This is a genomic window from Proteus sp. G2618, from assembly GCF_009915995.1.
GTDB lineage: Bacteria > Pseudomonadota > Gammaproteobacteria > Enterobacterales > Enterobacteriaceae > Proteus > Proteus terrae.
Window position 1 is genome coordinate 373,164 of record NZ_JAABNI010000014.1, and the last position, 22,302, is coordinate 395,465.

Consider the following 22,302-nt stretch of genomic DNA (forward strand, 5'->3'; position numbering starts at 1 on the left):
CTTGATTTAGTTAAGATTTGTATTTTCGCTTCATTGGGCTTCATCCCTCTTATATTGAACAGGTTTTACTAAAGAAGAATAAAAAATCATATTCTTCTTTTTTAAGTTGGTCTTTATTTTAAAAGCAAACTTAGTGTATTTATTCGCCCATTATTCCAATCAAAATGCACTAAACGCCCTGTTTTATCGAAAAAATACCATTGATTAAATTCACTTCGATATTGTGGTGCTAAGTTTGTTGGCCATTTAAGCTCAAAGGTACAGTGGTTTTGATTGTTATATAAACGAAACATCGTTAATTCATCTTTTTGCCAATAAATTAACGTGGCTGTTCTTTTTATTAAATGAAATGAATGTTGTTCTTCAATAGATTGAGTATTAGGCAGTTGTAATCGTTGCGTATAGTGTGAATTTGCTGAGGTTAATACGCATTTATCATTTTTTACGCCATAGTATGAGTTAGAGATAAGATCATATTTTAATCCCTCATTTAAATGATGAGGCAAGCTTTCTCGTTGAGTTAACCGACGTTCAGGTACAATATACGACCAGCGCTCTTTGGGGGCACTATTAATTAACCAATGTTCATCGTCATTGTGGCGAAGGATCTCGATAACATCGCCATTCAAGGTATCTACATTCCAAACAATTTTAAAGTCACTTTTAGTATCAACAACTTGTACCGTATTATTAACGGCAATAGTCCAAAAAACACCATCAAAAATACGAGTGAAAACAGTACATTTCAGAGTGCCAAGCCCTTGAACAGCCTGGGTGGTGATTGCTAATGAATTAATTTGGAAATAATCGCCTCTTGGAGCTAATAATAACGCGCTTTGGTGATTTTCTGCGATAACAATATGATATGTTGGCGTTAAATTATGCCAAAGCTTTTTCCCTGTTTTATCGGTTAATAACACCCCAGACTCACCTAACGCGATAAGATATTGGTGATCATTTAAGGCAATCACATCATAAATAGCGTAAAGCCCTTGTTCTGGAATAGTCGCTGAAATAAAGTGATTTTGTGCATCTAAGGAATAACGTTTAGCCTCTGGGATCTCACTATAAGGCATATCTATTTTTAATAGTTTATTGGTACTCTTATGAATAAATTGGCTAATTTCTTTTCTTTCTAGCACAGAATTTGCACCATATTGATCAACAATAATTGGTCGAATAAGTTGGTTAATGAGTTGTTCTGTTAATTTAGTCTGCTTAGGTAGTGCTAATAGCTCTCTGACTAAAATGGCACGTTGAATAGTTGCAAGTGGATCGTTACATATCTTTTTAATATCATCTTGATATAAATGAACAGTATCAGGTAATAAAAATATTGATTTCACAAGACTGCGTAGGCTTAATTCTCCACCAGCTTGATAGGCAATTTCTAACCAAAGCTTGGCTTTATTACGACTTATTTCATTGTTTAATTGCCAGATAATATCGATAGCTTGTAAATAATCTTCGCAGTCAACCAGATATTGAGCCCACTCTTCACGCATTTTATCTGCAATATCAGGATGTTTTTCTTGTAACTGTAATACGACGTGGGAAAAAGCATTATGCAGGCGAGCATAAATAACAGCAGAATCAATATCGCCCGCTAAACAGTATAAACGAATAATACGATCAGGCCGCATTCCCCACATACGTGCCAGTTCCGCTGCATGTTGATAGCGTTGAAAGCTTTCTAAATAACTCAGTGCTTCTTCTTTTTCTTGTAATAATTCAGCGAGAACAAACAGCGCTTCTTCATTACAGCCAGCTTTATCTAGCCTTATAAATTGTTGACGATAAAGTTGTTTTAAATAATTTTGCAGTTCATCTCCAAAATAAAGACTTTTATGTCCTTGTTGATTGGCTGAAATTTCCAGTTTATTTCGCCCTTTTAATCTCCCTAAATAAGGTGAAGGCGTTGTTTCTTGGTTTTCTTGATATTTGCTAAGCGGAATACCATGACACAATGCTTGATCGACATTACCGTCTTCAAACATTTTTATCATTTTATTAATATAATCCGCTTGTTGCTTACTCATCATAGAGGCTAATCCGCTTTTTACTGAAAGCTTATTTAGCCAACGTTGCCACGGTGATAATTGAGATATCGTTTTAGATGAAGAATGCATTGCTTCACGATTTTGAGGCGTCAAAAATTTATTAATAATTTTCTGAGTCAGTGATAATGACGTTTTGGCTTGAGTTGTCTGAGATGGCGATGTAGCATTTTCAAATACCGTCTTTATAAATTGTTTTTGTTGATTTGCTGCCGGTGGAATATTATTACCAATAATCGTTCTAATATTTTTCTCTTCAGACAATGCTTGAGGTTTTATTTCATACAGGCTGGCGTAGTTATCCGTTTCCTCAAAATTAATCTCTTTAATATCTAGGTAATCAGCAAGTGATAGAGGTTCAGCTTGTGAAAATAGAAGCGTTGTTACAACACCACTACGAACGAAAGCAAGATCTGCATAAGGTAGTTTTTTTATCTCGTCATTATCTAGAGGTGCTGTGCTATAAAGGCGACCGTAACGAATTAAAGGCCATCCTTCAATGGATGAGCAATCCATTGTTTTATTTTCAGTGAAACAGAGAACATCCCCTTGTTCAAATCGATAAATACGACAATTAGCTTGCCAATGTTTTATTAAATAAGTCAGCCGTTGCGTCTCGTTAAACCAGTCATTTGGTAGCCATAAACCTTCGATTTGACGATATCCCAATAACATAGGATGACGAATATAATCGTTATGCATTTTGGGTGTCACCTTCTTGTCCAATGGTATAAAGATTTAGGCGCAATTGTTTTTGGTATACGTCATAAACAACGACTTGAGCATGATCCGTTAATGCAGCAAACAGGCCTTGAGATGGGCTAAATGAGTAACGTGTAAACGGATTATCTGTACGATATAAGATTTCTATCTCGCCTTTTGAATAACTGGCAATATTTCGTTTGTTAGGGCTTATCATCAAAATATTTAAGGTGGTTAAATCTTTTTCTATAGAGTCATCGAGTGTTGGATAAAAAAGCCCTATTCCTTGCCATCCTTGAGGTAAGTCTATTTGATAGCCATAAACCTCATCAATTTCCATATTATAAACATGCCAACTTTGTCGATTAGCGCCTAATGAAATAGCACAAGAGATTGATTTAGAACCATTGGTATATTTATGGTGATAGGCAAATAATGCAACTCTTTGATAGGAAATAAATTGAGTAAAATAGAGACGATGTTGGTATTTCTTTTGAGAAAAGTTTGCACCAGTGACCATTTGGACTAATTCACTACTGCTATTGAGATAAATATACACAAGTAGGTTGTCTGCTATTTTCTCTATACCAAGGACTTTCTCTTCAACAAGTTTAAAGCTGTTTTTTTCTTCAGCATAAATATTGGATGAGAAAGCGACTAGCCGTCTTGATCTATCATGAACAAATAAACTGGAATATTCCTTATTTGATAAATAAGCACTGGCAAGTGTATTACCTCGCCCAATACCTGCTGAAAACATCTCATCGGAAGGCCGAGGTATATAAGAGAGTTTAGGTAATTGCCAAAAATAGAGGCCATTATTGTTTGAAAGCAATGCACCTATCTTTTTTCCGTGACACTGTAACGCTAAGATAGCATGATCATCAGGATACATTTGATATACAAACGGTTTTTTAATCGAACTATTTTGATTTAATCTATTGAGCTGTGGAATTTTAATAACTACTAACCCAGGTTTACCTAATAAAGTGACACCTACTGCGCTACCATGAAATGAGATAACAGGTGAAAACATCAGTGATATTTTGTATTCGTGCTGATGTGTATTTTGCGCTGAAGGCGGTCTTAATTGTCCTTTTAATAATCGCGAACTTAATGCTCTAGGTGGCGTTGGCAATATAATATGGCGTTGAAAATGGGGGGTGCGAATTTTGACATCAATCGTTTTATTGAAACAGTCATCTGCCGTTAATTCGATATGATGGCTTGATGCAATTTGTTTCAATATAGGTTGTTGATGAGCTCCTGTAATTAACCAAATCTCACCGTTTTGTATATCAAGATCTTCTGCAATAACGTTTTGCCAATGTGTGATATTTTCTTGTAAAACGGGAGAATAAGTCCGGCGTGTCAATAATTCACGTAGATCATTTATGGTGTTTAGTGGCATTAATGGAATGATTGATTGCAACGTTCCCCACATTAATGTGCAACCCGCCTTTTCTGCCCGTTGTGCCAATATAATAAGCATTGCAATATGCACTAAGCGGCATTCACCCAGTTGCGAAATACCAGCATCAAAAAGCACGGTGATCTGATTTAAAGATTGTTGAGATTTATAGTTTGGTGCCAAAAAGAGATGTTCTGCATTAATGGCACGTCTCATAAATTCATCTGGTACTTCATCAGCTATTAACCATTCACTAAGTAGCAGGTTTTGATAATCCCCTTTACGCTGTATTTGCCCTATACCATCTTGTTCAGGTAAGCCACCGAGTTGCTTTCCCTGTACAGGGCCTAATACACGACTCAGGCGTTGTAATAGGTCAGAAAATGCAGGAATTAATTCGGGATCTAACCAGCTAAGCCAAGTTTGCCAAGGTTGTAGCGCTTCGGGCAACGATGTGGGTTGTGTTGTGGGTAATGACATGATGATAAACCGATCCTTGTATCACATTATATTTCACTCAAAACACAATTGGGTGAGTGCATCCCGTAACTTTGGTGTTAACGTCCACTGATTATCTAAAGGGATCACCGTTTGAGATGATGGTAAAAGTAACAGTGGTTGGCGTTTAAAATGCTGCACTAAGGTTTGCTCCACCAGCCCATTAGGCAATGAAAGCTGCTGATGTATAGGGAGCCATAATTTTGCTGTTTCAGTAAATGGTGCAATTAGCGTTATATTTTCAGCCCAAGGTAAATCAGTCTGTTTTCCTAGCACAATAAGCCGATGTTGACTGGTGATCACTTTTAACCGTTGTTGCTGAACATCAGTCAAATGAATAATACGTTCAATAAGCTGTTTAGCCGTTATACCTGTTGCAAACACTCCTAGTGGTTTAGGAGGTGCTGTATTAGGTTGCCAAGTCAGTGGAAATGTTAGACTCATAATAAGTGACTAAACTGTATCGCTAATTGTGTACGTAATTTGGCAAGCTCTTCACTTAACATCTCTGTTGAGAAATTGGCATCTATTTCTCGTAACGTCAGCTCAATATCCGCTTTAGATACAGGCTCTGCATTTAGAACATTAGTTGCTCTTTCAATTAAACGGTTCATACGAGATTGAGGTTGTAATGTCGCCTCTTCTACTGAACTAAATAATCGAGAATTCATTGAAAATGAGAGTTCTTGTCGTAAGATTTCACGTCCTTGTAGCTGAGCATCTTCAGTAGGTAGTACATACAGTAAAGGCCAGAGATCTTGTTGTGTCGCAATCTCTCTATTATTGAGTACGGTTGCGGCAGCAATAAGACGCTGAACACGAACAATACGTCTATCTGAAAGTGTGATGCCTGCATGCCTTAATGAACGTACAGCATTAGCAAGCAACGGTCTAACTTGTGTTAAATCGACATTTTTAACCGCAAGGTGTAATTCGTCTAATTGAGCAATATCGAGCTGAGCTGAAAGTTGAGTCATGCTTGAAGCCCATCCGCCTTCAAGCATGGCTTCTAATTGGTGATCGGGTACAGAATCAATAAAAAGATGAATAAGAAAGCGATCTGAGAATGCAGCGAGGTTCGGATCATCAGGCAAACTATTAGCAGCACCAATACATACTTTTAATGGACTAATAATATCGGTATGACCACGTTTAAATCGGCGCTCATTTAAAATACCTAATAAGGTATTTAAAATTGCAGTCGACCCCAGAAAAACCTCATCAAGAAAAACAATATCCGCTTCAGGTAACATCCCTGTGATATCGGTTTCAACTTTACCTTCTTTTAGTTTTTTGAGATCTACGGCACCAAATAACTCTGAAGGTTCAGTAAAACGCCCTACAAGGTATTCAAAATAACGTCCGCCCAATGTTTGAGAAACTCTGCGGACAACCGCACTTTTCGCTGTACCTGGAGGGCCGATAACAAGCAAATGTTCATGAGCAACTGCGGCTAAAATAACTAGTTCAGCAAGTTGCTCGCGTCCAACCATACCTTGTGTTGAGCATTGTATAGCTTTACGAATATTATCGATAATTCCATTTATATTTGATGTCATATGGTTACGCACAAATTAAGAGTTTAACGGCGAGATACTTGTATTATGTAAGTTTTTATTTTCTGACTCAACTCCTCAATCAACGAAAAGCATTTATTTCATTAACGTGATTTTCTTCTTTCGGTTGCAATATCAAATGCCAAGCTTCTTAAATTAGGTGAATGATTGATTAATGCGCGATGTGTTGATGCTTGGCTAATAAAGGCAAGCTCTCTCCCCAAGGATGCTGATAGCGATCACGTATAATAGGGCTAGCCAAAATAGAAATATAAATTGCTATTTATATTTCTATTTTATTCTTTATCTGAAATTAGTTGTTTTTTCCAACTCTGACAAATGGACTACTATAACTACGGTTATAATTGATTACTTTTCCAACATAGCGATCGCGAATATCTTGAGGTGCTTTTCGACCTATAAATTCCCAACGTTCACTAGGTAATTTTATTGTGCGAGTAAAGTATTCTTGTGTTCCAGCTTTTACCCATCCGTGAATTTCGTATACTTCCTTAACAATATTATTATATGTAGCATAAGCATACTTTACAGATTCATCATTTCTTGGTGGATTATGCCACACACCTCTGGTTGCCTCGAATAATTGAAGATCAGTCATACCAAATTTATAAAGTTTATTTAAAATAAAAACTAACCCACTGTGTTCAGGTGAAACATCAACATATTCACGAGAATAAATGGATTGTATTTCTTCTATTGTTAACCTGCCTTGTCTTTTGTAGATTTCATTATTGCTACTGCTTTTTCCATTAATTTTATTAGTCAAAAGGTCAATACCAATTAAATCTAAGCAAGTCCGTTCGACCATATATGCACTATCTGAGTTATTAATCCCATGACACAAGATATCAATACCAAGCATATTGTTTTTTTGTAATTCAATGATTTTTTGTGTTTTTTCATCTAATTTATCGCCACTTTCCTTCATTTTTTCGGCTTCAGCAATGTGGGTAAGACAACGAGAATTTTTCCCTTTTCCAATATAAAATGGTATACGACGGGTCCCATTTACTTCACAAAGGGCATACACATAGTAATCAATTTCATTCAATGTTTTTTTGTACTTATTAAATTCTTTCATTTTTATTTCCAGCGCTATAAAAATTTATTTATATAATATATTTCTATTTTTAATGGATGGATTATGTAGTATAAATAACGGCTATTGCTTTAATCATTTAATTTAATAAATATGAGGTAATAATAATTATATTTTTATATGTTTGAAATAATCGTTCATTTTTCAATGGGCGGGAGTTTTCCTTCTATAGTAAATAATCCATTATGCGATGAAACAATGAATTTATTACAACTATTTATGATTTTTTATGATTTTTAATTAATAAGAGAAACCCCCGTTTCTGACTATCTGTTTGCTTATAGTTTTCCAAAACAAACAAATGGGAAATTTTTTATATTACGAGCCATGCTGGGTAACAACGCATTATCTCTATTTTATTCAGTCCATTTTATTGCCACTCTCACAGCTTTCTTGTACTCTGCATCGCTTCTTCTATTTCATTGTAGGTAAAATAGTAATGACCGGACACGTTTCTAAAGATCCTTTGCATGGCGTTACTCTCGAAATGCAAATAAATGCGCTGGTGGCTAAATATGGCTGGGCTAAATTAGGTCAACTCATCAAAATTAACTGCTTTAGAAGTGATCCTAGCGTGAAATCAAGTTTAAAATTTTTGCGCAGAACCCCTTGGGCACGTGCTGAAGTAGAAGCACTTTATCTTGATTCCCTCGAAGCTGATATTGATGATGTGATTGAAGTTGTTGATCACCCTGATTGTGATCCTTGGGCGAATAGCCGTAGAAAGTAAAATTCAATTAATTATAAATATGATGTGACATATAGACATATATTGGTATTCACTCATCCCTAAACTCTTTCGGCGTCATACCAAATTCTTTTTTAAAGATAGAGTAAAAATATTGCAATGAAGGATAGCCACACATCACTGATATTTCTTGGATTGCGAGTGTTGTGGTGGCTAATAAATTTTGAGCGCGTTTGAGTTTCTCTTCATAAATAACGGTATGAATTGTCTTGCCGATCTCCTTTTTAAACCGTTGCTCTAAATTAGAACGCGACATATTAACCGCATCTAAAACTTGCTCTGTTTTTATCCCTTTGCAGGCATTGTAATAAATATAATGCATGGCTTGCACAACGGTAGGATCGTTAAATGAGTGAAAATCGGTTGAGCGACGTTCGACTATTTTAACAGGTGGAACTAACACTCTTTGTTGTTTATTGGTTGGTTGCCCTTCCAGCGTTTGATGTAATATTTTGGCTGCTAAATACCCCATTTGTCGTGAACCTTGCACAACAGAAGATAATGCAATGCGAGATAAATAACGTGTCATATCTTCATCATCAATACCGATAATGCTTATTTCTTCAGGAACATTAATATTTAAATTGTCGCAAACTTGCAGTAAGTGTCGTGCTCTTGCATCAGTGACCGCAATAATTCCAGTTTGTGGTGGTAAAGTTTGTATCCAATCGGATAAACGATTTTGCGCGTGTTGCCAATTCTCTTGTGTAATATCCATGCCGTTATAAATGATACCCGGATATTTTTCGCTGGTGACTAATTGTCGAAATGCATGCTCTCGTTCATTCGACCAATGAGGATGATCTTTTGCTGGTAAACCATAAAATGCAAAGTGTTTAAGCCCTTTTTGTTTTAAATGTAAAAAGGCTTGTTGAACTAATTCATAATTATCAGTGGCGATATAAGGAACGGGAGGATAATTTTCTTCTTGATGATAAGAGCCTCCGACACCAATAACCGTTAATGGTGATTGGCTTAAATGCTTAGCAATAATCGGATCATCAAAATCAGCAATAATACCATCACAAACCCAATGGTTTATATTATCAAGCCGAGTGCGAAAATCTTCTTCAATAAATACATCCCAATGGCACTGTGATGCCTGAAGATACTCTCCAACACCCTCAACCACTTGTCGGTCATAGACTTTATTAGCGTTGAATAACAGCACAATACGAAAGTATTTATCTTTTTTCATTTTACTCTACCTAATTATCCAGCTAGGCATTAAACCACAGCTTTAATTTTGCTAGAACTTGCTTTCATCGCTATGTGATTACTATCACACAAGCCAAATTTCGTAATAGCAAAGTAAAAAATAGGAATAACCAATGTTAATCACAACGAGTATTTTGTTTTTAAACACGGTTGCCGAGGAGATTTTTCATGTATCAGAATAACTTTAATAAATTAATTTCTAGGCAAAATACCTATAGCGCAAAATGGTGCAATAGTAACGCCAATGTTATTCCGTTATCTGTTGCAGATATGGATATTCCTGCGCCTGATTTTATTATTAATGCATTGACTCAATTTAATCTCAAAGGAATTTATGGCTATACCGACCTTAGCCATGACTGGAATAACGTTGCTGTAAATTGGTTTAAAACGCAATATCAGTGGGTTGTTGAGCCTGAATCTATTGTTTTTTGCCCTCGCATTATTCAAGCGGTCTCGCTTTATATTCAAAACTTCACACGCGTTGGCGATAAAGTCACAACCTTATCACCTGCTTATCATCCTATTAGTAATGCGGTTTGTGTCAACCAACGTGAACTATTAGAAAGTCCGTTGATGTATCGTGACGGTTATTATGAAATTGATTTTGATGACTTAGAAAGTAAGTTTAAACAGTCTGTCTGCTTTATTTTACTATCTCCACATAACCCAACAGGAACGGTATGGCAAAAAAGTGATCTATTAAAAATAGCTGAACTCGCACAGAAATATCAGGTTTTTATTATTTCTGATGATGTACATGCTGATTTTGTTTTTGATGGTGCAATTTATCACCCTATTTCATCAGTAAATAGTTATGTAAAACAACACTCTTTTATTTGCACTTCTCCCGCCAAAACATTCAATTTAGCCGGACTCGAAGTCGCTAATATCGTTATTGCCAATCCGGAATATCGTGAAAAATTCAAGCAATGTTTAATTGCTGCGGGTATTCATAATCCAGGTTATTTCTCAGTTCCTGCTTTTTTACAAGCTTACACCTTACAGGGCCAACAATGGGTTGGTGAATTAAAAACGTACCTTACTGATAACCGACATTGGGTAAAAGAACAATGTGAACGTTACTTTCCTGATTGGGTTATCACTCAAAGTCATGGCACCTACATGCTATGGATTAACTACCAAAAAATGAAGTTATCTGAAGAACAACTAAAACATTGGTTTGTTTCATTAGCTGAAGTGGAAATGAGTTGGGGGCGTGGTTTTGGTGCGGTTGGGGATGGTTTTTTCCGCATTAATATCGCGACACCTCGTTCAATATTAGAAACCGTTTTCACTCGGCTTATTCGTACCTTACCTCACGCCAGTTTGGAATAAATTACAATGAAAACGCAAACGATAAACAGTCCGAGAACACCTACATTACTCGAATCACTTTTTCCTATATTCACCATGGTGGTGCTATTAGGAGGAGGCTACGCCGCTTTTGATTTACCACCAGAGCCTTTAATGGTGCTGTCTACAGTTGTAGCTGCACTATTGGTCAAACGATTAGGGTATCGCTATGACGAGATCTTAACGGCAATCTCACAAAAAATTGCTAAAACCATGCCAGCCTTGCTGATTTTAATCAGCGTGGGCTTGTTAATAGGCACATGGATGATTGGTGGTACCATTCCATTGATGATCTATTACGGCTTAAAAATGATCAGCCCAGAAATGCTTTATGTTACGGCATTATTGGTGACATCATTAGTGTCGGTCTGTACAGGAACCTCATGGGGCTCAGCAGGAACCATCGGTGTTGCCTTTATGGGGGTTGCTGTCGGTATGGATGCAAACCTTGCTGCAACAGCCGGTGCCGTAGTTGCGGGTGCCTATTTCGGTGACAAACTTTCACCACTATCAGGTGATACTAATCTTGCTGCAATGGCTGCAAGGATCGACCTCTATCAACATATCTGGCACTTACTTTACACCACATTGCCTTCGCTGATTTTAACCGCGATTGTGATGACTGTTTATGGCATGAACGGTGATTTAGCAGGACAAGGTGTGCCAGAAAAAGTGACATTAATTACCAATGGTCTTGAGAATGTTTATAACTTTAATCTAATCCTTCTCATTCCTGTATTAGTGATTTTATATGGTTCGGTAACGAAAAAACCGACTATTCCAGTGATGTTAGCCTCTGCCGCCATTGCGATGTTTAATGCTTATCTTATTCAGGGTTTTGGATTACATGACATCGTAAAAAGTGCGGTTGATGGCTTCAATGTCTCAATGATCCAAGGGAAAGAAGTTCCTGAATTATTAGGTAACTTATTAAATCGTGGAGGCATGAACTCAATGATGAGCACCCTGCTTATCTGCTTCTGCGCCCTCTCTTTTGCCGGCACTTTATCGTTAAGTGGCGCATTAGAAGTAATAGTCCATGCATTATTAAAAATGGTTCACTCAACCGGTTCAATGATCTTAGCCACAATTGCTTGTGGATTAACCATGATTGGCGTGACCTGTAATGGACAAATCTCAATCCTTATTCCTATCGAAATGTTGCGCGGTGCCTATATCGAACGAGGCTTACATCCTAAAAACCTAGCTCGTACTGTAGAAGACTCCGCCACTATCTTTGAACCCATTTTACCGTGGACAGCCGCAGGCGCTTATATGGCAGGTACGTTAGGCGTTGCAACCTTAAGTTACTTACCTTGGGCTGTATTGTGTTGGAGTGGCATCTTCTTCGCCACACTGTGGGGTTTCACGGGCTTTGGCATTGCCAAATTAACACCAGAAGAGCAGGAAGAGATGACTGCTGAGCTTGAATCACATTCAGAATTACAACTTGATACTAAATAAGGACGGTTCCATGTCTTACTTTGATAAAATTGAACAAATTCAATATGAAGGCACAACAAGCGATAACTCACTAGCGTTTCGTTACTATAATCCAGATGAGATTATTTTAGGTAAACGCATGGAAGATCACCTAAGATTTGCCGCTTGCTACTGGCATAACTTTTGCTGGAATGGTTCTGATATGTTCGGTATCGGTACTTTTGATAGACCGTGGCAAACACCAGGCGAAGCATTAGAGCAAGCAAAACGCAAAGCAGATGTTGCCTTTGAGTTCTTTCATAAGCTCAATGTTCCTTTCTACTGTTTTCATGATGTCGATGTTATTTCTGAAGGCAATAACATCAATGAATATATCTCTAATATGGCGGCGATCACCGATGTATTAGCGAAAAAACAAGAAGAAACTAACGTTAAGCTATTATGGGGAACCGCAAACTGCTTCACCAATCCTCGTTATGGTGCGGGAGCAGCAACTAACCCTGATCCTGATGTTTTTGCATGGGCTGCGACACAAGTTTGTGAAGCGATGAAAGCGACAAAAACGCTGGGTGGTGAAAACTATGTATTATGGGGTGGACGCGAAGGCTATGAAACGCTGTTAAATACAGACTTACGCCAAGAAAGAGAGCAAATTGGTCGCTTTATGCAAATGGTTGTTGAGCATAAACATAAAATTGGTTTCCAAGGCACATTACTGATTGAACCAAAACCACAAGAGCCGACAAAACATCAATACGATTACGATACTGCGACTGTTTATGGATTCTTAAAACAGTTTGGTCTTGAAAAAGAAGTCAAAGTAAACATTGAAGCCAACCACGCAACGTTAGCAGGACATAGCTTCCATCATGAAATTGCGACTGCCATTGCGTTAGGTATTTTAGGCTCTGTTGATGCTAACCGTGGTGATCCACAATTAGGCTGGGATACAGACCAATTCCCAAATAGCGTAGAAGAAAATGCACTAGTAATGTATGAAATTCTTAAATCAGGTGGATTTACAACAGGCGGTTTAAACTTTGATGCCAAAGTTCGTCGTCAAAGTAATGATAAATATGACCTTTTATACGGACATATTTCAGGAATGGATACAATGGCAATGGCATTACGCATTGCAGCAAGAATGATCCAAGATGGTGGTCTTGATAAATTTACAGCGCAGCGTTATTCAGGCTGGAGTGCAGAGTTTGGTCAAAATATCTTACAAGGTAAATTAAGCCTTGAAGAAGTGGCAAAATATGCACAAAGCAACACCTTAGCGCCACAATTACAAAGTGGACGCCAAGAAATGCTAGAAAGTTTAGTGAATCGCTATATTTTTGGCTAATGGCATAAATGTAATAACACAGCGGATTTTCCGCTGTGTTTATTAATTAGATACAGGTCATGGGATAACTTTATGTATTTAGGGCTAGATTTAGGCACTTCAAGTGTTAAAGCGATCATTATGAATGAGCAAGGTGACGTTATCGCCAGTCATTCCGTTTCTTTAGCAATATCACGCCCTCACCCTCAATGGTCAGAACAAGATCCCCTACAATGGTGGCAAGCAACAGAAGAAGTCATTCTTCAGCTTGGACGCAGTTATCCAATGGATCAAATCGAGGCGATTGGGTTAAGCGGACAAATGCATGGTGCCGTTTTACTTGATGCTCAACAAGCGGTGTTGCGTCCTGCCATCTTATGGAATGATGGCCGTAGTTTTAAACAATGTCAGGCACTTGAGACGCAATATCCCCAGTTTAAAAAAATTACGGGTAACTTAGTTATGCCCGGCTTTACTGCGCCAAAACTACAATGGGTTGCTGAAAATGAGCCTGAAATTTTTCAACGCATTGCGCATGTTTTATTACCTAAAGATTTTTTACGTTGGAAGATGAGCGGTAATTTCGCCAGCGATATGTCGGATTCAGCAGGTACGCTTTGGCTAGATATGCAAAAGCGAGATTGGAGTGATGAGCTTTTAAATGCCACAGGATTAACGCGTCGTCAAATGCCTACGCTGTTTGAAGGCAATCAAATAACTGGCTATCTATTGGCTGATGTCGCTAAAAAATGGCACATGAAACAAGTACCTATTATTGCTGGTGGTGGCGATAATGCAGCGGGTGCAATTGGTGTCGGTGTTTATCAACCCGGTCAAGCGATGCTCTCTCTAGGTACTTCGGGTGTTTATTTTGTTGTTAGCGAAAAATTTCTCCAAAATAGTGACAGCGCAGTACACAGTTTTTGTCATGCATTACCTAATACTTGGCACTTAATGTCTGTGATGCTAAGTGCTGCATCGTGCCTTGATTGGATGTGTCAATTGACAGGAATTGAGAGTGTGGGTGCGATGTTTGAAGAGGTTGAACACGCTACTTTTGCTGATAACCCCCTCCTGTTTTTACCTTATCTTTCAGGCGAACGAACACCTTATAACAATCCTAATGCGAAAGGTGTCTTTTGGGGATTAACCCATGAACATCAACGTGCTGATTTATGCCAAGCTGTACTCGAAGGTGTGAGTTTTGCGTTACGACAAGGGATTGAAGTTGCTGAAAATGCAGGTCAATTAGCGGATAACATTACGTTAATTGGTGGTGGTGCAAGAAGTGAGTATTGGCGACAACTGCTTGCAGATATTACAGGAAAAACCCTTGATTATCGCCAAGGTGGTGATGTTGGCCCTGCTCTTGGTGCCGCAAGACTGGCACAATTAGCAGTAAACCCTGCTTATTCCTCACACGTTATTCTTTCTCAACCTAAGCTTGAAAAACGCCATATACCAGATTTAGAAAAACATAAAACATACGAAAAAAAATATCATGCCTTTAGAAAGTTATATTCATTGATTGATACGATGGAAATATAACTATATTGCGTCAATATCAGGGTAATACTTAAAACCACTCAATAAAGAGTGGTTTTATTTTTTCTTTTCTTATTTGGAATATTACTACGCAAGCAAAAGTATAACGTTTATCTGCTCACTCACCGTTGTAAGATAAGATGCACTATGAGATCTCTATATTGGTAAAACATAATAGATAAGAAGGCAAAATGAAAAAAATAGGTTTAGTTATCATCGGAGTATCATTGCTAACGGGTTGTATGACTAAATCGTTATGGAACAATAACCCTGTTTCAGGTTTTACTTATCATTATGAAGAAGAATATAAAGATGTCATTACTGAAGTCGTGAAATTGGAATTAAACGAAGATAAAGAACCATTAGTTATACGAGATGGTAGTGCTATTTCGCTTAGAGGAATGTCACTGGCGAGTAAAACCCGAATTTATAATATCTCTTATGGTGATTACCCATTAAAAACTATCTATAAATATATGCCTAAAATGAATTTTAGCGCCAGAATAGCATCTCAAGGAGCCGTTCCTTTTGAAATTCAAAATAGACACGTTAATAAAGGTGATAATGTTTTAGCTTCTGATATTCAAGGTGTCTTCCTATTTTCAATCAATCCTGAAGTAAAACTACTAAAAAGTGAAATAAAAGAGCTCGAACAGGCTCACTTTAAACAAGAGTGTAAAGCACAAGATGGTAGCTTGCAGTGGTGCATTGATTTTTGGATCAATGCCAATGTTTTTGAACGTAACCAAGCGAGATATACGATTACAGTAGAAAAAGTGTTACCTAAACCTATTAATATTGCTCTCTATGATTTAAAAGGCACACCAAAAACGAATGTCGGAAATTTAGTCGGTAATACAATAGGTACACCAGTATTTATTATTGGTGATGTATTACTGGCACCATTAGGCGCTTTATTGGGTGTAGTTGTTCAGAGTGCAGGAAATTAATTGCTTAGCCCTGATAAATAAATATATCAGGGCGAATTAAAAAATTAACGATAGCCACTACGATGGTTTTTAGCTGACCAACTATAGGTTTCATCACTAGGGGCTAATTTTTGTTTTTTCTTGAGGGCTTGTGCTTTTTTGGTGGCTTTTTCAACTTCGAGGGAGATTTCGGTAATAATGGAGTCTTTGACTTTATTCATTTCGGCATTGGTTAATTCGCGCCCTAATTTCTTTCTCTCTTGACCTATCCTAGTTTTTACTCGCATTTTTTGGGCATCGGTCATCTCTTGGAGTGTCAATTTCTTCATTCTTTTACCTTACCTATATTGAGAGAGGAGTAATCAATATAGCATTATTAATGCGCCTCTCCAGCATTATATTTAGATTTAGGGTAATTAAATTCTGATTATATCGAAAATGCATTACACGCTTTACAAAGGTGTGCGAGTAATGCATAAAAAGCGATTAGTTTAATTTTCTATTTAAACTAATTGAAGAAATGCTGTTTTAAATCCATCGATATCTTGTTGTGTTGTTGCCCAAGAAGTACAAAGACGTAAGCAACTCAAGTTAGGATCTTCAAGTAATACACGATGAAAAACAAATTGTTGTGTTAATTTTTCCGCAATTGTGTTTGGTAAAATAACAAAAACTTGGTTGGATTCAGGCGGAGCTAAAAATTCAAAGCCTTGTTCAGTAAAGAATTCGGTTAATTGTGATGCCATTTCATTAAGGTGTTTGCCTAATTTAAAATAGAGATCATCTTTAAATAAAGCTTCAAACTGCGCGCCTAATAACCAACCTTTCGCTTGTAATCCACCCTTTTGTTTTAAGCTAAAACGGAAATCAGATTTTAGTGCAGGATGACAAATCACGAGCGTTTCAGCTGACATTGCACCGATTTTAGTACCACCAATATAAAACGCATCCGTTAAACTGGCGATATCTTCAATAGTCAGATCACTTTGTGCGGACATTAATCCTGCTGCTAAACGAGCACCATCAAGGTACAACCATAAATTATGTTCGTTACAGTAGTTACGTAGCGCTTGCAACTCCGTTTTGCGGTAAACCGTACCAATTTCTGTGGCATTCGTTATATAAACAAGTTTGGGTTGAACCCAGTGTTCATCATTATGCTCAGCAAGAATAGGTTTTAATAACTCTGGTGTTAATTTGCCATCAGCGGAAAATGTTGTGATAACTTTATGCCCTGTTGCTTCAATAGCCCCTGTTTCATGTGTAGCAATATGCCCAGTACTGATAGAAATAACGGCTTGGTGTGGACGTAAAAAATGAGAGATAGCGGTTAAATTAGTAATGGTACCACCATTAAAAAAGTGAATATCTGCATCAGGTTGTTGAATACGCTGTTTTATTGATTGAGCAGCTTGATGACAAAGCTTATCCATACCATATCCATCATAGCGTTGCCCCACTGTATCAGTGATTGCCTTCATGACCGCAGGATGTGCAATTTCATTATAATCATTTTGGAAGCGGTACATGTGTTCTCCTGTCGAATGTTGTGTTTTTATCGTGTTTTATAAAGCAAAACGCTCTACATCTAATCAATACAAAGATTGAATGTAAAGCGCTTTAATATATTGAAAACATCAGTTATTTAAAACCGATTATTTAATACTCATTATTTAAAGCAGACCTCGCCCCAACGCGCCAAACCTGCGGTAACCGATCCAAAGTCATTACCTTTAACAATCGGAATATTAGGCAATTGCTGTTCAATGGCTTGACATAAAATAGGTGAACGCGCAGAGCCTCCCGTCATAAAGATAGCATTGGGTTTTATTCCCCCTTGCAAAACGGCATCATTAACTAATTCAATCATTTTGCTTTTTGGTGATTCAATAGATTCAACCATCTGATCGCGTTCGATAGTTAATTCTAAGGTTTCACTTAACAGTGCGATATTAGCAATATATTCAGGAGAGTCTGATAAAGCGATTTTAGCTTCTTCAGCACGTCTAACAATGCTATAGCCCAACGTTTCATTATAAACTTCAATAAGACGCGTTATTTTCTCTGGCTCTTTTGCGTCACGTCTTAGCTGATTTAATACAGCAAGGTTTTGACGAGAGTAAAAATCTTTTTGTGCTTCGACATTATTAATCGCAATAGGATCCCAGAACTGTTTCAGAGGTAATTTAATACCAGAAGACGTTAATCCTGTCATACCAAATAGTGGCATAAGTTGTTTAAAAGCAAGGTAAATATCAAGATCGTTACCACCAACACGTTGTCCACTATGGGCAAGTAATGTATTTGAACGGTCGGTTTTGCCTTTAAAGCTTGGCCCCATTTGAATTAATGAGCAGTCAGTAGTACCACCACCAATATCAACGACTAATACAGTTTGGTCTTTAGTTAACGTTGACTCATATTCAAGCCCCGCAGCAACAGGTTCAAATTCAAACATAATATTCTTAAAGCCGGCCCTTTTAGCTGCACGGATAAGAATACTTTCAGCTTGTTTATTTGAAGCCTCGCCACCTAACCCATTAAAGTTAATTGGTTTGCCAATAACGGTATCAGTGATCGCTTCTTGTGTGCTTTTTTCTGCTTGGTGCTTAATATTTGCCATCATGGCACAAACTAAATCTTCAAAGAAGCTAATTTGTATATCATGTAGGCCTGAAGCTCCTAAAAAGGATTTAGGTGATTTAACGTAATAGACATCGCGAGGGTCACGTAGGTATAAACTTAGTGCAGATTGTCCGAAAAGAATATCTTCAGGAACTAATTCAATATCTTCTTCTCGATTAAACGCAATCGACTTTCTTAGTAATTGTTCGCCAACTTCACTGGAAGGTTTAATATTTAAGTGGCGAAATAAGTGCTCAGAAACAGATTCACGGGTTGGCGCACAAAGGGTTGATGGAATATACACATCATTACCTTCTAAAGGCAAAAGAGTGGGTTTCCCCTCTTTCATAATTGCAACAGAACAGTTTGATGTTCCGTAGTCAAAGCCAATAAACATTCAGCCTCCCCAATAGACTTCATTAAAAAAAGACTGAGCACTCTACATCAAGCTTTTTGCAATTACCACCAGATTATAAGGTTTAAAAGAGAGAAAAATCCCTTAAAGCGACAATAAAAATGATTGGATTAGTTGCTATTTTTTAGCACATTTATTCCCTATTAAACTCAATGTACAAAAGAAAAGTAGGTAAGATAAGTAAGCAAATTTATTAGATATTTTTTATGGATAAATAAATGAACACAATTCACTTATGCGTAGTAGGAATTTCAGGTTATGAAGGACCTGATTTTATTTTAGGTGCTTTTGATAATGAGGACATTGCTGAAAAAGCAAAAACGACATTTATTAGAGATAATCAAAGCGAGGATAATCAAGTCAAAATACTCGCTGAAAAAGACCGATGGATAGAAGTTGAAGAGGTGAAATTAGACAGTTTTAGCTGTGATATTCCTCTTTCAGATTTTTATTACATAGTTTCACGTTTTAGTGAAGGATTTGGTCAGATCTATCGTGATATTGAAGCGATTTTTGATAAATATGAAAATGCGCTTGTTAAATTAGAACAACTTGAAAAAGAGTATGATGAATCTGATGGCTCATTCCCTGAATATTTTGCGATTGAGAAGCTGCAAGCAAATCAAATTAATGATAGAACCGTAACGCAGTGGTTAGCAGATGATTTTTTCGGTGATGATAACCGTTTATTGTGATTATTCTTTTTCGATATTGTGTTGATAGTCGCTATTAACACCAAATTGCTCTTTTAAGAAATCAACAAATAGCGTTATCTTGCGCGGAAGATTTTTTTTGTCAGGATAAACCGCATAAATAAAGTGCTCAGGTAAATCGAAGCGCGTCAATATAGGGATAAGCTTTTTATCTGTATTTGATAAGGCTGTTTGAGTAATGAAATGAGGGAGTAAAGCAATACCTATTCCCTGTAAAACGGCTTGTAATAATGCTTCACTATTATTGGCACGATAACTACCTTTAGGAATGTGACTATATAAGAAAAACAATAACAAAATAAAAATACTATTGTATTTGGGAGGGATCCCTGGGGCATTTACGGTGTTATTAGCTGCAATTACAGTAAATAGCCCATTATCGCTCTCCGGTAGTATTATTTTAATGATAACAGGGCAAATTCTTTTTAGCGTTATTGTTGATGCAATGGGATGGTTTGGGGTAGAAAAAAGGAAAATCATCCTACGTGATTTATTTATGTGCTTTTTACTTATTTCTGGTAGTGCATTATTAATTGTAGGTAGATAACTAATGAGTGTTTTTATTTTAATTGCATTATTTAATGGTGTTTGTATTGTAACAAGTCGTACTCTGAATGGTAAGTTAGCACAAAATAGCAATGCTTTTTATAGCTCTTTAATCAATCACTTAGTCGGTTTTATATTTTTAACTATCTTTGTTCTATAGGTGAAAGATTACCACGCTATTGAAGTATCTACGATCCCTTTAATTGCCTTTGCTGGTGGTATTATTGGTGCATTCTTCGTTGTCATTAATAGCTATGTTCTACCGTTATTGGGGGTTATGTTAACGTCTGTTTTAGCCATTTGCGGACAAATGATCTCAAGTCTAGTTATTGATATATTCAGTGGTATTGAAAGTAATAACCTACTATTGCAAATAATAGGTGTTTTGCTGATTATTGGTGGTGTGTTAATAAAATTTACTAAGCAATCTAAATAAAAAATAAAGGGATAATTAAAATCCCTACTATTTGGGTGCAATAAATTTATTATTGAAAGTAGACATAAAGTAATTTTTATCACAACTCATCGTTATTGTTAGATTGGGTTTTAATCCACCTAAATAGCAGTCAACTGAGTCGGTAAATAAATGAAATAAACACCCTACTGCAATGGCTTTTACTTTCCATGAGGGTAAAAACCATATCCCTAAATAAATCAAGGCAGCCCAAAAAGTATGTAATGGATGAAAGCCTACGCTACAGCGGTTGGGATCAAATATAGGTGTTGCTAACAAATGGTCAATATCGATGGCCATTGTTCCTATCATAAGAAGTGAGGCTATCTTCCAATTCTTACGCCAGAAAAGATAGCCGAATAAAATGGGTGCCAGAAAATGCAAGCTATAGTGTAAAAATGTTCTAACAATTTCAAGTATCACAAGATCTCCAATGTTCTAAAAATATTTGTTATTTAATTACCAAATAGTTGTCGTATTCTTTATTTGAACTAACTTTAAAGGAGTTTTTTTTAATTAAGGAATTCATAATGAAACGCAATAAAATATTGGTTGGTTTATTATCCTCATTACTCGCTGTTTCAGTAGCGAGTGAAGCCTGTTCTAGTTTGGCTATACTTGATAAAAATAATAACGTTTACCAAGGTAGAACACTTGAACTGACGGCAGATTTACCTTCATGGGTTACTTTTTATCCTAAAAATACACAATTCACAAAAAAAGCTCCTAATGGTGAAAATAGCCTAAGTTATAGCAATAAATATGACATATTAGCCGTTACAACAGATATCTTTTTTGATGGTGATGATCATAACCTATTACAAGGTTTAAATAGTGCGGGTTTGTCATTTAGCGCCAATATGATAACAGAAGCTGAATTATCACCGCTTGATAAAAAGGATTATGATAAAGCCATTCCCGTTACTTCTATAGGTGAATGGGCTTTAGCTAATTTTTCAACAGTTGAAGAAGTACAAAAAGCGGTTGAGTCAGGTTATTTTTGGGCTCCCGTGTTAAAAAACTTTGGCAATCTAAAATCGCCTTTTCACTATGCTTTTTATGATAAAAAAGGTGGCAGTATTGTCGTTGAAGCTACAAACGGTAAATTACACGTTTATCAAAATCCAACCCGTGTAATGACAAATGGTCCAGACTTTCCTTGGCATTTAACTAACCTCAATAATTATAGCCAATTAACTAATATTGATAAATCTTCAGGTAAATTGGCTAATATCAATGTCGTACAGCCTGATAGTGGCATTGCAACATCTCAATTACCTTCATCAGATACGTCTGTCGGCCGATTTATCCGCGCGGTTTATTTTTCAACCTACGCACCAACAGCCGAATCAACACCCGAAGCGATGAATACCCTAGCGCACATTATGAATCGCTTTGATAGAACAAAAAATATCACGGCTGATATCATGGGCGAAAGTCAAAGCACTAGTAATCAACTGCAAACGGAATACACTGTTTGGACAACGTTATCTGATTTGACGAATGGTACAATGAAAATAAGAGGCTATAACGATATCAACTATACCGAATATTCTCTTTCACAGTTTAAAGATATGAATAAACCTGCTTTTGAACAGATTAACTTGAATAAATAATCTTTCATCGTTGCGTTAGAGGC

At 36.9% G+C, this 22,302-nt stretch carries 20 protein-coding genes and 1 pseudogene; 10 read left to right on the forward strand and 11 right to left on the reverse strand.

The window, feature by feature from the left end; all coding sequences use genetic code 11:
- Positions 1 to 113: 113 nt before the first annotated feature.
- The 5 genes from GWJ01_RS07250 to GWJ01_RS07270 form a co-directional block, all read right to left on the reverse strand.
- Entirely contained in the window at positions 114 to 2,759 is a 2,646-nt protein-coding gene (locus tag GWJ01_RS07250; protein WP_161710899.1) for a bpX6 domain-containing protein, read from the reverse strand.
- Entirely contained in the window at positions 2,752 to 4,650 is a 1,899-nt protein-coding gene (locus GWJ01_RS07255; RefSeq protein ID WP_161710900.1) for a hypothetical protein, read from the reverse strand. Before GWJ01_RS07255 ends, GWJ01_RS07250 begins: the two co-directional genes overlap by 8 nt.
- A 33-nt stretch (positions 4,651 to 4,683) precedes the next feature.
- The gene (locus GWJ01_RS07260; protein WP_109393727.1) at positions 4,684 to 5,112 is read right to left on the reverse strand and encodes a bpX5 domain-containing protein; all 429 of its coding nucleotides are present in this window, start codon (positions 5,110 to 5,112) and stop codon (positions 4,684 to 4,686) included.
- Positions 5,109 to 6,227, reverse strand: coding sequence for an AAA family ATPase (locus tag GWJ01_RS07265; protein ID WP_161710901.1), 1,119 nt, complete (start codon positions 6,225 to 6,227; stop codon positions 5,109 to 5,111). The genes GWJ01_RS07260 and GWJ01_RS07265 overlap by 4 nt, the downstream gene beginning before the upstream one ends.
- A 310-nt stretch (positions 6,228 to 6,537) precedes the next feature.
- Positions 6,538 to 7,326 (reverse strand): LEM-3-like GIY-YIG domain-containing protein, encoded by a 789-nt coding sequence (locus GWJ01_RS07270; protein WP_161710902.1) that lies wholly within the window; start codon positions 7,324 to 7,326, stop codon positions 6,538 to 6,540.
- A 457-nt stretch (positions 7,327 to 7,783) separates the two neighbouring features.
- On the opposite strand from GWJ01_RS07270, the gene GWJ01_RS07275 reads away from it, so the two are divergent.
- Entirely contained in the window at positions 7,784 to 8,074 is a 291-nt protein-coding gene (locus GWJ01_RS07275; protein WP_109402877.1) for a VF530 family DNA-binding protein, read from the forward strand.
- Positions 8,075 to 8,123: 49 nt separating this feature from the next.
- Here the strand turns inward: GWJ01_RS07275 and GWJ01_RS07280 are convergent, their stop codons facing one another.
- Positions 8,124 to 9,290 carry a XylR family transcriptional regulator gene (locus GWJ01_RS07280; RefSeq protein WP_109402878.1) on the reverse strand — a complete coding sequence of 389 codons (1,167 nt, stop codon included), beginning with the start codon at positions 9,288 to 9,290 and terminating at the stop codon, positions 8,124 to 8,126.
- Positions 9,291 to 9,478: 188 nt separating this feature from the next.
- Here GWJ01_RS07280 and GWJ01_RS07285 point away from each other — a divergent pair, with 188 nt between their 5' ends.
- From GWJ01_RS07285 to GWJ01_RS07305, 5 genes are all read left to right on the forward strand, one after another.
- The gene (locus GWJ01_RS07285) at positions 9,479 to 10,648 is read left to right on the forward strand and encodes a MalY/PatB family protein (RefSeq protein ID WP_109402879.1); all 1,170 of its coding nucleotides are present in this window, start codon (positions 9,479 to 9,481) and stop codon (positions 10,646 to 10,648) included.
- 6 nt (positions 10,649 to 10,654) lie between these two features.
- Positions 10,655 to 12,130, forward strand: coding sequence for a Na+/H+ antiporter NhaC (gene nhaC, locus GWJ01_RS07290; RefSeq protein ID WP_109393732.1), 1,476 nt, complete (start codon positions 10,655 to 10,657; stop codon positions 12,128 to 12,130).
- A 10-nt stretch (positions 12,131 to 12,140) separates the two neighbouring features.
- Positions 12,141 to 13,457, forward strand: a complete 1,317-nt coding sequence (xylA, locus tag GWJ01_RS07295) for a xylose isomerase (protein WP_109402881.1) — start codon at positions 12,141 to 12,143, stop codon at positions 13,455 to 13,457.
- Positions 13,458 to 13,529: 72 nt separating this feature from the next.
- Positions 13,530 to 14,984, forward strand: coding sequence for a xylulokinase (gene xylB, locus GWJ01_RS07300; protein ID WP_161710903.1), 1,455 nt, complete (start codon positions 13,530 to 13,532; stop codon positions 14,982 to 14,984).
- Positions 14,985 to 15,172: 188 nt separating this feature from the next.
- Positions 15,173 to 15,931, forward strand: a complete 759-nt coding sequence (locus GWJ01_RS07305) for a hypothetical protein (RefSeq protein WP_161710904.1) — start codon at positions 15,173 to 15,175, stop codon at positions 15,929 to 15,931.
- A 44-nt stretch (positions 15,932 to 15,975) separates the two neighbouring features.
- Here GWJ01_RS07305 and GWJ01_RS07310 read toward each other — a convergent pair whose 3' ends face one another.
- From GWJ01_RS07310 to yegD, 3 genes are all read right to left on the reverse strand, one after another.
- Complete coding sequence (locus GWJ01_RS07310) at positions 15,976 to 16,239, reverse strand: DUF3811 domain-containing protein (RefSeq protein ID WP_075672825.1); 264 nt, start codon at positions 16,237 to 16,239, stop codon at positions 15,976 to 15,978.
- A gap of 174 nt (positions 16,240 to 16,413) precedes the next feature.
- Positions 16,414 to 17,439: a threonine aldolase family protein gene (locus tag GWJ01_RS07315; protein WP_161710905.1), complete on the reverse strand. Its 1,026-nt coding sequence runs from the start codon at positions 17,437 to 17,439 to the stop codon at positions 16,414 to 16,416.
- 140 nt (positions 17,440 to 17,579) lie between these two features.
- Entirely contained in the window at positions 17,580 to 18,932 is a 1,353-nt protein-coding gene (gene yegD, locus GWJ01_RS07320; protein WP_161710906.1) for a molecular chaperone, read from the reverse strand.
- Between the two features lie 236 nt (positions 18,933 to 19,168).
- Here yegD and GWJ01_RS07325 point away from each other — a divergent pair, with 236 nt between their 5' ends.
- Complete coding sequence (locus tag GWJ01_RS07325) at positions 19,169 to 19,645, forward strand: hypothetical protein (protein ID WP_109402887.1); 477 nt, start codon at positions 19,169 to 19,171, stop codon at positions 19,643 to 19,645.
- On the opposite strand, the gene GWJ01_RS07330 is transcribed toward GWJ01_RS07325, so the two are convergent.
- The gene (locus GWJ01_RS07330; RefSeq protein WP_157957622.1) at positions 19,646 to 19,960 is read right to left on the reverse strand and encodes a LysR substrate-binding domain-containing protein; all 315 of its coding nucleotides are present in this window, start codon (positions 19,958 to 19,960) and stop codon (positions 19,646 to 19,648) included. It abuts the gene before it with no gap.
- 46 nt (positions 19,961 to 20,006) lie between these two features.
- Between GWJ01_RS07330 and GWJ01_RS07335 the strand changes: the two genes are divergently transcribed.
- Both GWJ01_RS07335 and GWJ01_RS07340 read left to right on the forward strand, forming a co-directional pair.
- Complete coding sequence (locus GWJ01_RS07335; protein ID WP_234566649.1) at positions 20,007 to 20,210, forward strand: DMT family transporter; 204 nt, start codon at positions 20,007 to 20,009, stop codon at positions 20,208 to 20,210.
- 3 nt (positions 20,211 to 20,213) lie between these two features.
- Positions 20,214 to 20,645: pseudogene (locus tag GWJ01_RS07340) on the forward strand (DMT family transporter).
- Between the two features lie 27 nt (positions 20,646 to 20,672).
- Here the strand turns inward: GWJ01_RS07340 and GWJ01_RS07345 are convergent.
- Positions 20,673 to 21,086: a DUF6122 family protein gene (locus tag GWJ01_RS07345; RefSeq protein WP_109402889.1), complete on the reverse strand. Its 414-nt coding sequence runs from the start codon at positions 21,084 to 21,086 to the stop codon at positions 20,673 to 20,675.
- 104 nt (positions 21,087 to 21,190) lie between these two features.
- On the opposite strand from GWJ01_RS07345, the gene GWJ01_RS07350 reads away from it, so the two are divergent.
- Positions 21,191 to 22,279 (forward strand): linear amide C-N hydrolase, encoded by a 1,089-nt coding sequence (locus GWJ01_RS07350; RefSeq protein WP_227003214.1) that lies wholly within the window; start codon positions 21,191 to 21,193, stop codon positions 22,277 to 22,279.
- Positions 22,280 to 22,302 lie beyond the last annotated feature (23 nt).